Source organism: Fibrobacter sp., from assembly GCA_024398965.1.
Lineage (GTDB): Bacteria > Fibrobacterota > Fibrobacteria > Fibrobacterales > Fibrobacteraceae > Fibrobacter.
On the sequence record JAKSIF010000074.1, the window covers coordinates 1 to 8,904 of the forward strand.

An 8,904-nucleotide genomic window follows, 5' to 3' on the forward strand; every position below is an offset into this window, starting at 1 on the left:
GTGGGGTCCACGCCCATCTTAATGCGAAGGGGAACGCCGGTCTCGTAAGACTTCTGGAGTTTCTTTTCGAGTTCATCCTGCGGGACGATGTCGATCACGCCGCGCATCAAAATATCAAGCTGTTCTTTAACAGGACGGAATTGCATAATTTTCTCAGTGGTTAGTGGTTAGTGGTTGGTGGTTAGGAAATGCTAGCCATCAATCAACTAAAGCCCATGGAAAAAGAGTGAATTTTCATTTTCGGAAGGAAAGATAGAAATTAGTAGGAAGTAGTAAGTTTGAAGTAAGAAGGGATTTGTGGTTAAAAAAGTGAATTCAAGTTATTCAACTACGCGAAGAACATCGTATTTGCCATACGAACCGAAATCATTCCTACGCAGGGCATAAAAATTCCCCAAAGTATCTGAAAAGGCCCTGACGTATTCAGCACCACCGCCACACTGTTCCTTAAAATCCTTACCATTCCGTGATGCAAGAACAAACCATGAGTCAGAGCCCCCGCCTTCCCCTACAACCACTAAGACTCCTTTCGAGACAGCCAACGTGCTCCCCGCAAAATTATACTTATCGTTCACCGACTTAATTGGAATCCAGTTCTTCAAATCTTTCGAATAATAAAGGTTTCCGTTTACATGATAACTTCTATCTAACGACATTATATATAGGTCATTGAAGCGGACGAGCGAATAGGATAAACCGCCCATAACGTGATTAGTGTCCCAATTATCCATGTCCTTAGAATAAAGAAGCGCAGTATAACGGTCTGCTCGATTCTCAGCAAAGGTGAAAAAAGAAACGACAATAAAATGCGCAGAATCATTGGAGAACGCATCAAAAATAGGTTCAATCATGTCGCCGAGCTTGTAGTTTATCAAGGTCCAATCTTCTGCATTTTTAGAATAATACAATTTTTCATCGTCGCTCTTGTAGAAATATTCATCGTCACAAGTTAGCCACGTCTCCCCCTGGGAGGGCGTGCAATCCCATTTTTCGGCATCCGCAGAATGGCAAATTTCATATTCAGATCCATCATAACGCTTATCTGAAGATCGAACAAATGCTAAATGATTTCCAACAATACAGATTTTGTTATCCGTCGGATTGTAGCTGTCGTTTTCCAATGCATATACGGATTGCCAAGAATCATCTCCGTTCTTTTTTATATAGATAGGCGCCGAATCCGGATCATCCTCATGACCAACCAACCACCGCTTAGAGAAATAGTATGGAACGGCAATTACATTTTCCCCATAAAAGCCGATGCTGGAAAAATAATACGACGAATCCAATTCCGAATCAACTAGGATACTTTCCACATTTTCACAGGATAGCGTAGGCGGTTCGACATACTCAACGAAGATGTCGGCTTCCTCTCCAGAAGACAGTTCTTGCGAAGAAGATGAAAGCCTTGCGTCGGGGCCATTAATGTCGGAACTGTCGGAAGATTCGTCAGAGCAGGCACATACAACAACGGCAAAAAAAGCAGAAAGCAACAGTGTAGTTATTTTATTCATAGAGACCTCCAAAACATTTTTCACCATCGCAATCCTATTTTCCGAAACCAGCGAGATCTATGCCTAGCTGTTTTATTTTGTACGTAAGAATGCGGGGCGTGGTGGAGAGGCTGCGGGCGGCTGCGGCCATCTTGCCCTTGGAACTCTTGAGGGCATCGCAGATGATATCTCGTTCGTAGGCTTCCACCATAAGCTTCAGGTTACCGGACACCTGGGTGCCGGAAGTTTCTGCGGTCTGCAGCGTTGTGGGGAAATGGTGCGGGTAGATGACGTCTTCGTCGGTCACGAGGACCGCGCGCTCGATGGCGTTTTCAAGCTCGCGGACGTTGCCGGGCCATGGGTAGCTCATGAGCATGTTGATGGTGGTGCGGGCCAGACGGCGCACGTTCTTACCCACGATACGGCAATAATGTTCCACAAAGTGATCCGCCAGAAGGACGATGTCCGTCTTGCGGTTGTGCAAAGCGGGTACGTAGATAGGCGAAATGTGAAGCTGGTAGTAAAGGTCTTCGCGGAAGGTGCCCTCGGCCACCATTTGCTGCAAGTTCTTGGTGGTGGCGGCAATGATGCGGACGTTCACCTTCTTTGAAAAGCGGGCGCCCACGCGTTCCATTTCGCCGTCCTGCAGCAGGCGCAAAAGCTTTACCTGAAGGTTGGGAGAAAGCTCCGCCACTTCATCCAAGAACAGCGTACCGCCATCGGCCTGTTCCACACGGCCCGGGGTTTCCGTAAGGACGCCTACCAAGGCGCCACGTTCACTTCCGAAAAGTTCGCGGTCCAGCACAGACTCCGGCATGGAGGCACAGTGAACGCGGATGTAGGGATGAGTGTTGCGGTCGGAACGGTAATGGATAGCTTCGGCCACAAGGCCCTTGCCGGTGCCCACCTCCCCCACGATCAGCACGGGAAGGGGGTTCTTGGAAACCTGGTCAATCTGGGCGTAAACGCGCTGCATTTCGCTGGAGCGACCGATGATATTGTCGGGCTGGAAACGGTCCTTAAGCTCCATGGTCAAACGTTCGTTTTCCGCCTTCAGGATTTCGTTTTCTTCGCGGGCCTGACGGCGCAACTTCACCGCAGCAGCAAGCATCTGGGCGATGATTTCCAACAAACGAAGTTTTTCGGGAAGCTGATCCTCGACGGGATTTTGGACGTCGGCACTCAAGGCTCCAATGACTTCATGCTCCATAATCACGGGAACACAAAGGAACGCCTTGTTTTCGTCTTTACCACGGCCAGTACGGTCTAGGAAGTTGGGGTCCTTACCCACAGAAGGAATGATGACCGGCTTACCGGTTTCCACCACCTTACCGGTGACGCCTTCGCCCACCTTGTAGCGCCCTTTACGGGCCTGACGGCTGGACAAGCCTTCTGCAATTTCAATGGAGATTTCGCCAGTGTGGCGATTATACAAAGTAAGGGTGGCGTGTTCCACCCCCATTGTGGACTCCAACACCTCTAGAATAGGGTGGGCCACATTTTCAAAATTCAGGCTTTGGTTCAAAATGGAGCTGATCTTGTAGAGCAGCTCCAATTCCTGAATCTTACTTTGCTGTATTTGTTCCATCTAGTAATTTATGCTAGATCCTTCGCTACGCTCAGGATGACAGCGAAAAGGAATTACTTCAATGCTTCCTGGACAAGGGCGCTGACGCGCTTGCCATCGAAACGCCCCTTGACCTTGGGCTGCAATTCCTTCATGATCTTGCCCATGTCCTTGGGAGAAGAGGCGCCGGTTGCAGCCTTGATTTCTGCAATGAGAGCCTTCACTTCTTCTTCGGTCATTTCGGCAGGCATGTACTTCTTGTAGATAGCGATAACGGCTTCTTCTGCCGGAATCTTATCCATGAAGCCACCCTTCTTGAGGATTTCAATGGCTTCCTGCTTCTGCTTTACGCTTTTTGCCAAGGCATCGACGCACATTTCGTCGGTGATGCTATCGGTAATCTGAGCGGGAGTAGCTCCAGCCTTCATAGCTTCGTTCTTGATATCGGAATGAAGAGTGCGGAGAACGCTAAGAGTTTCTGCATCATGAGCCTTCATAGAGGCCTTGATGTCATCCAAAATGCGGGTAAGAAGTTCACTTGCCATATTTTACCTTTTTCTAGAAACACCTAATGAGCCATCAACCACTGGTTGACGACTCACAGATTGAACAGTCTAGCAAATTCGCTATAGAAATTCGCTCAAAACTGAAGCTTCACTAAATCTAAGCCGATAAATCGGCAAAGGAATTAGTAGAGACGCTTGCGGTTCTGGTCAGCGATTTCCTTGAGACGCTTGCGACGAGCTGCAGTTTCGATGCGCTTCTTTTCTTCAGAAGGCTTTTCGAAGCGCTGACGCTTCTTGACATCGGAAATGATGCCGTTCTTTTCGCAAGACTTGGTGAAACGCTTGAGAGCGCGTTCAAAAGGTTCGTTGGACTTAACAATAACGCCGATCACGATAATCCTTTGGTTAAGTTAAAAATCAAATTTGGATAGCCAAATATATCTATTCCCGCCAAATCCGTCAAGGGGTCAAAAAAAACGCTCATTTTATTTACTTTAACTTGCGGGACATCAAAGACTTATGTATATTTGGGACAGTATAAAAAAATTATACATTTTTGATATTTCAACATATTGGGAGACTTGGATGAAATCCTTTTCCGCACTCTCTTTAAGCACAATCGCATTGGCATGCTCCGTTTTCGTAGCTTGCAATGGCGAAGATGACGTTGTACCGCAGATGGAACCTGCAAAACCCGTTGCCAAGGTCGAAAAGCCCGCACCGGCTCCCGCTCCCGCCCCCGCTGAAGAAGCCAAGCCCGTAGACGAACCCCAGCTCGTTCCCATTCAGTCTCTTTCCGCAACCGAGGAACCGGCTAAGGAAGAAACTCCGGCTCCTGCAGCCAATGGCGATCTGCTCAAGGCAAAGGGCGACTACGTTATCCAGGTAAGCATTCAATCTTCTAAGAAGGCCGCAGACGGAATTGTAAAGAAGTTGGCCGAACAGAATGTGAGCGCCTACATCGCTGAAGTTGAAAATCCGGGCGAATTGGAAGGCACCTATTACCGTATTCGCGTCGGCTACTTTGAAACTTCCGCTGACGCACAGCAGTACGGCAAGAGCGTATTGAGCGCACTGAACTTTGCCTGGTGGGTCGACAAGAGCAAGAATGACGACGTAGGCAACCCCGGCGGCTCTTACTCTGACGACACCATGGAAGAAGAAACCGCAGCACCGGAGCCGGCACCTGCTCCTGCCCCGGCTCCTGCACCTGCTCCGGCCGCTGAACCGGCTCCCGCTCCTGCCCCGGCACCTGCACCCGCTCCGGTCGCTGAACCGGCTCCCGCTCCTGCCCCGGCACCTGCACCCGCTCCGGTCGCTGAACCGGCTCCCGCCCCTGCCCCGGCACCTGCACCCGCTCCGGCACCTGCACCCGCTCCGGCCGCTGAACCGGCTCCCGCACCCGCTCCGGCTCCTGCCGCACCTCCGGCTCCCGCTGCCGACTTGGACGACGACTGGGACTAATGGAAACCAGCCCTTTAACAGAATTTTAGAAAGGCCCTCCTTGAGGGTCTTTCTTTTTTACTTTTCCACAGACTAGAAATACAGCCCCTTAAAATCTATATTTGGCCCATGCCTACAAGAAAACCTAAGATTTTCGTTGTTCACCTGGGATGTTCCAAAAACCAGGTGGATGCTGAACGCCTCGTTGGGGAAATGCTTAACGCAGGTTTTGAAACAACAGATACGGCCTCCAAAGCAGACTACATTCTGGTAAACACCTGCGGTTTTATCGAAGCAGCCAAGGAAGAATCCATCAACGCAATTCTCGCCCAGCTAAAGACCAAGAAAGCCAAGCAGAAGCTGATTGTAGCAGGCTGTCTCAGCGGTCGCTACAAGGGCGAAATTGAATCCGAGATTCCCGAAGTGGATTACTGGGTCGGAACATACAAGCCCGGCGAACTGTTGAAACTAATGGGAATGGAACAATCCGGCTGCAACCCGGAGCTACTTCCTCGCCTGAACTTGGGCGGACTTCCCCACCACGCCTACCTGAAAATTGCGGAAGGCTGTAACCGCCGCTGCGCTTATTGCGCCATTCCCAACATCCGCGGTCTCCAGAAATCCAGATCCATCGAGGAACTGGTGAAAGAAGCCAAGGAATTGGAAGCGCAAGGCATCAAGGAACTGACTCTCATCGCCCAAGACACAACCTTCTTCGGTCGCGAAAAGAAGAACAAAAGCGAAAATCTCACCAACTTGCTGAAGGCAATTCTTGCAGAAACCAACATCCCTTGGATCCGCATGCTCTACTGGTACCCGGCATTCATTGATGACGAACTGCTGGACCTGATGGCAAACGAGCCTCGCTTGGTAAAGTATATCGACCTGCCGATTCAGCATAGCAGTGACAGCGTCTTGAAGAACATGCTCCGCAAGTACACCCGCGATGAACTGCGTGACTTGCTGAGAAAAATCCGTAAGAAACTACCCACGGCTACATTGCGTACAACCGTCCTGGTAGGTTTCCCTGGCGAAACCCACGAAGACTTCGAAGACCTGATGGACCTCATCCAGGAAATCAAGTTTGAGCATCTTGGCGGCTTCGTTTTCAGTCCGGAAGAAGGTACTCCCGTAATGAAGATGAAGAAACTGGAACCTGTGGACGAAAGCGATGCACGAGCCCGTCTCGACGCCATTACAGACTTCCAGGAAGAGTTGGCCGCGGAACGTGCCGAAGCCATGATCGGAAAAACCATCACCGTGATTCTTGACGAAGTTGCCGAAGAAAGCGAGTACCATTTCTATGGTCGCACCGAAGGTAACTCCCTGGATACTGACGACATCGTGAAGGTGCTTGAGGGCGACGGCGAAGTGGGAGAATTCCACAAGGCGCTCGTCATTGATGCCGAACCTCACGAACTGATTGTCCGACTGGTTGACTAATCGATAGAACAAGTTCTCGTCTTTTAGTGAAAATTCGAAAGGCCCCGCAGGGGGCCTTTTGAATTTATGCTCTCGACGCGATTCGAACGCGTGACCTTCTCCTTCGGAGGGAGACACTCTAATCCAACTGAGCTACGAGAGCTTTTTATTGGCGTCAATCTTGCCTAGCCTGCGCCAATATAGAAAAAAAGGAGACCGCAAAAGCGATCTCCAAAAGTTTATGTTCAAAGTCAGGATTTAGCGACCAGAACGAGCACGTTCCTTTTCGCGCTGACGACGACGCTTTTCGGTATCATCCGGGAAGAGTTCCGGCAGAGCGTAACCAACAGCGATGCCGAATACGATACCAGTCTTGCTCATACCATCGGCATTAACAACCTTGGAGTCGTACTTAACTTCCACATCGGTGGTAGAACCAACACGTTCACGGAAGCTGGGATTTTCGGGTTTATCCTTAGCCAGTTCCGGAGAGTAGTACATACCGATAGAGAACTGGAGGTAGTACCATTCGTTAGTAAGGTAAGTAATCAGGATATCGCCCTGGATACCTTCAACCGAGATCAAAGGACGGACGTTATCAACCGGGATAATGTCGTGGTCGAAATAGACCGTACCATAGGACACGGACAGACCCAGGTGGAGCGGATTCTTGGGGAAGAGGTAGTAGTTCAAGCCGGCCTTCCAACCAGTACCACCTTCAAGTTCCCATTCTTCGAAGTCATTGTCGGTACCCTTAGGCAAGAAACCGAAAGAACCGAATACGGAAAGATGGAACGGCAAGATGTATTCGATACCAGCACCGAAGCTCATGCCCATACCGGTTTCACCCATGAAGGAGTAACGGGAACCCATACCCATCTGGAAAATCAAACGGTTACGGAGCCAGTCACGACGGCGCAGGGAGTTTGCATATTCATCCTGGCGCTGTTCTTCTTCAAACTTCTTACGTTCAGCCTGTTCCTTGCGCTGGGCGGCAGTCATTTCGGCACCACCAGCGAAGTCTTCGTCGTCTTCGGAATCGGTGTCAATGGACGCACGGGATGCCGGAGCAGAAACAAAGCCATCATCGTCTTCTTCTTCGTCAGCTACAGCTGCCTTTGCAGGAGCAGATACGAAACCTTCATCATCTTCGTCATCCTGAGCCCAGGACAAGAAGGCGGTAAGGCATACAGTCAATAAAAGTTTCTTAAGCATTAAAAGCCTCTGATTATAAAATCACCTTTGGAATATAACTTATTGTTCGCGATTTTTGCAAAGAGTTCTTGTAAAAGTTGGTTTATAAGCCTTTTATTCTGCAGAAATGAGCTTCGCCTTTATGGAACCAAGGGCAATTTCGCACTCCATAAGCACCGGAATTCGTCGTTCATCATCCGTTAGCCATATGAAAATCCGGCCCTTGGAATTAAAAATACCATCCCCATCCAGGACTGGTTCCACTTTTATGGTGTTCTTTTCGCCGATTTTCGTCTTGATTGTCTCACGACCGTGGACAAGAACTTTCAGTTCATAACGTTTCTTTCCGCTGACGGCAGAAAAACGGGAGGTGTCACCCACAGTCAATGGCATGGTCCGCACGTAGTAGAAGGCCGACATGATGCTGTGTTCCATCCCCTGGATGGTCACGACCGTATCGGCAGACCGCTTTACCTTACGAACCTTGTCATCGGTAAAGACTGTATCAGACAGCCAGGCCTTTTCGCCCTTGCGATCAAAACGAATGACAGACTTGTTATGATAACTACCCTCGTTCAAGGTCTTGCGGAAAACCTCCGTCATAAGGCCCTTGTTGCGAACGCGAGTGTAAATCGTATCGGAAACCGGATAGAGTTTCTTCAGTGTTCCGCTGTCATGAGCCAAGGTATAGAATTCAGTCTTACCATCCTTGGCGGGTTTTACCTCCAGCGTTGCTGTACCGGCCGTAATAGGCCCCCAACCAAGACTGAAGGTAAGACGTTCACCCTTCATCCAAGGAGCCTTCACCTCGGGAAGATCCTTAGGTTCGCCCGCAAACAAACTTGTGGGCAGCGCAAAGGCCACAAAACACAGCACCAGCAGGAAGCTGCGAGCGATGAGCCAAGAACTGTGAGCTGTGAGCTGTGAGCGATGAGCCATGAGTGAATTAGCGGAAAGCAGAAAGGTTAAAGCGTAAAGACATTTATCTTTAATCTTTATCCTATATCGCCGAGACCCTTACGGTATTCCACAAGCTTAGCCTTCACGTCGGCGTCGGAGAGAGCCACGATGTGGGCAGCCAGGTAGCCGGCGTTCTTACCGTTACCGATACCTACAGTTGCAACGGGAATGCCACCGGGCATCTGGACGATGGAATGGAGGGCGTCTACACCGTTCAGGGGACCGCCAGCGCAGGGCAGACCGATCACCGGAAGAATGGTGTGAGCAGCCAGCACGCCCGGAAGAGCGGCGGCGAGACCAGCAACACCGATGATGACCT

9 protein-coding genes and 1 tRNA gene are annotated in these 8,904 nt (G+C 50.0%); 2 read left to right on the plus strand and 8 right to left on the minus strand.

From position 1 onward, the window contains the following. Positions 1-320: 320 nt before the first annotated feature. From MJZ26_13955 to rpsU, 4 genes are all read right to left on the minus strand, one after another. A complete protein-coding gene (locus MJZ26_13955; GenBank protein ID MCQ2106883.1) occupies positions 321-1,514 on the minus strand; it encodes a hypothetical protein in 1,194 nt (397 codons plus the stop codon). A 34-nt stretch (positions 1,515-1,548) separates the two neighbouring features. Beyond that, positions 1,549-3,081, minus strand: a complete 1,533-nt coding sequence (locus MJZ26_13960) for a sigma 54-interacting transcriptional regulator (protein ID MCQ2106884.1) — start codon at positions 3,079-3,081, stop codon at positions 1,549-1,551. Positions 3,082-3,134: 53 nt separating this feature from the next. After that, positions 3,135-3,605 carry a GatB/YqeY domain-containing protein gene (locus tag MJZ26_13965; GenBank protein MCQ2106885.1) on the minus strand — a complete coding sequence of 157 codons (471 nt, stop codon included), beginning with the start codon at positions 3,603-3,605 and terminating at the stop codon, positions 3,135-3,137. A gap of 143 nt (positions 3,606-3,748) precedes the next feature. Continuing rightward, complete coding sequence (gene rpsU, locus MJZ26_13970) at positions 3,749-3,958, minus strand: 30S ribosomal protein S21 (GenBank protein MCQ2106886.1); 210 nt, start codon at positions 3,956-3,958, stop codon at positions 3,749-3,751. Positions 3,959-4,151: 193 nt separating this feature from the next. Between rpsU and MJZ26_13975 the strand changes: the two genes are divergently transcribed. Further along, positions 4,152-5,030: an SPOR domain-containing protein gene (locus MJZ26_13975; protein MCQ2106887.1), complete on the plus strand. Its 879-nt coding sequence runs from the start codon at positions 4,152-4,154 to the stop codon at positions 5,028-5,030. A 108-nt stretch (positions 5,031-5,138) separates the two neighbouring features. Continuing rightward, entirely contained in the window at positions 5,139-6,452 is a 1,314-nt protein-coding gene (gene rimO, locus MJZ26_13980; GenBank protein MCQ2106888.1) for a 30S ribosomal protein S12 methylthiotransferase RimO, read from the plus strand. Between the two features lie 67 nt (positions 6,453-6,519). Here the strand turns inward: rimO and MJZ26_13985 are convergent. The 4 genes from MJZ26_13985 to MJZ26_14000 all read right to left on the minus strand — a co-directional run. Continuing rightward, a tRNA-Arg gene (locus MJZ26_13985) sits at positions 6,520-6,594 on the minus strand. Positions 6,595-6,689: 95 nt separating this feature from the next. Next, on the minus strand, positions 6,690-7,646 hold the full coding sequence (locus MJZ26_13990) for a hypothetical protein (GenBank protein MCQ2106889.1): 957 nt from the start codon (positions 7,644-7,646) through the stop codon (positions 6,690-6,692). A 93-nt stretch (positions 7,647-7,739) separates the two neighbouring features. Beyond that, the gene (locus tag MJZ26_13995; protein ID MCQ2106890.1) at positions 7,740-8,564 is read right to left on the minus strand and encodes a DUF3108 domain-containing protein; all 825 of its coding nucleotides are present in this window, start codon (positions 8,562-8,564) and stop codon (positions 7,740-7,742) included. Positions 8,565-8,620: 56 nt separating this feature from the next. Continuing rightward, the coding region (locus tag MJZ26_14000; GenBank protein ID MCQ2106891.1) for an AIR carboxylase family protein at positions 8,621-8,904 on the minus strand (284 nt) is incomplete at its 5' end.

Coding starts and splice junctions, on each gene's coding strand:
- MJZ26_13955 (MCQ2106883.1), bottom strand. CDS start 1,514: ATGAATAAAATAACTACACTGTTGCTTTCTGCTTTTTTTGCCGTTGTT.
- MJZ26_13960 (MCQ2106884.1), bottom strand. CDS start 3,081: ATGGAACAAATACAGCAAAGTAAGATTCAGGAATTGGAGCTGCTCTAC.
- MJZ26_13965 (MCQ2106885.1), bottom strand. CDS start 3,605: ATGGCAAGTGAACTTCTTACCCGCATTTTGGATGACATCAAGGCCTCT.
- MJZ26_13975 (MCQ2106887.1), top strand. CDS start 4,152: ATGAAATCCTTTTCCGCACTCTCTTTAAGCACAATCGCATTGGCATGC.
- rimO (MCQ2106888.1), top strand. CDS start 5,139: ATGCCTACAAGAAAACCTAAGATTTTCGTTGTTCACCTGGGATGTTCC.
- MJZ26_13990 (MCQ2106889.1), bottom strand. CDS start 7,646: ATGCTTAAGAAACTTTTATTGACTGTATGCCTTACCGCCTTCTTGTCC.
- MJZ26_13995 (MCQ2106890.1), bottom strand. CDS start 8,564: ATGGCTCATCGCTCACAGCTCACAGCTCACAGTTCTTGGCTCATCGCT.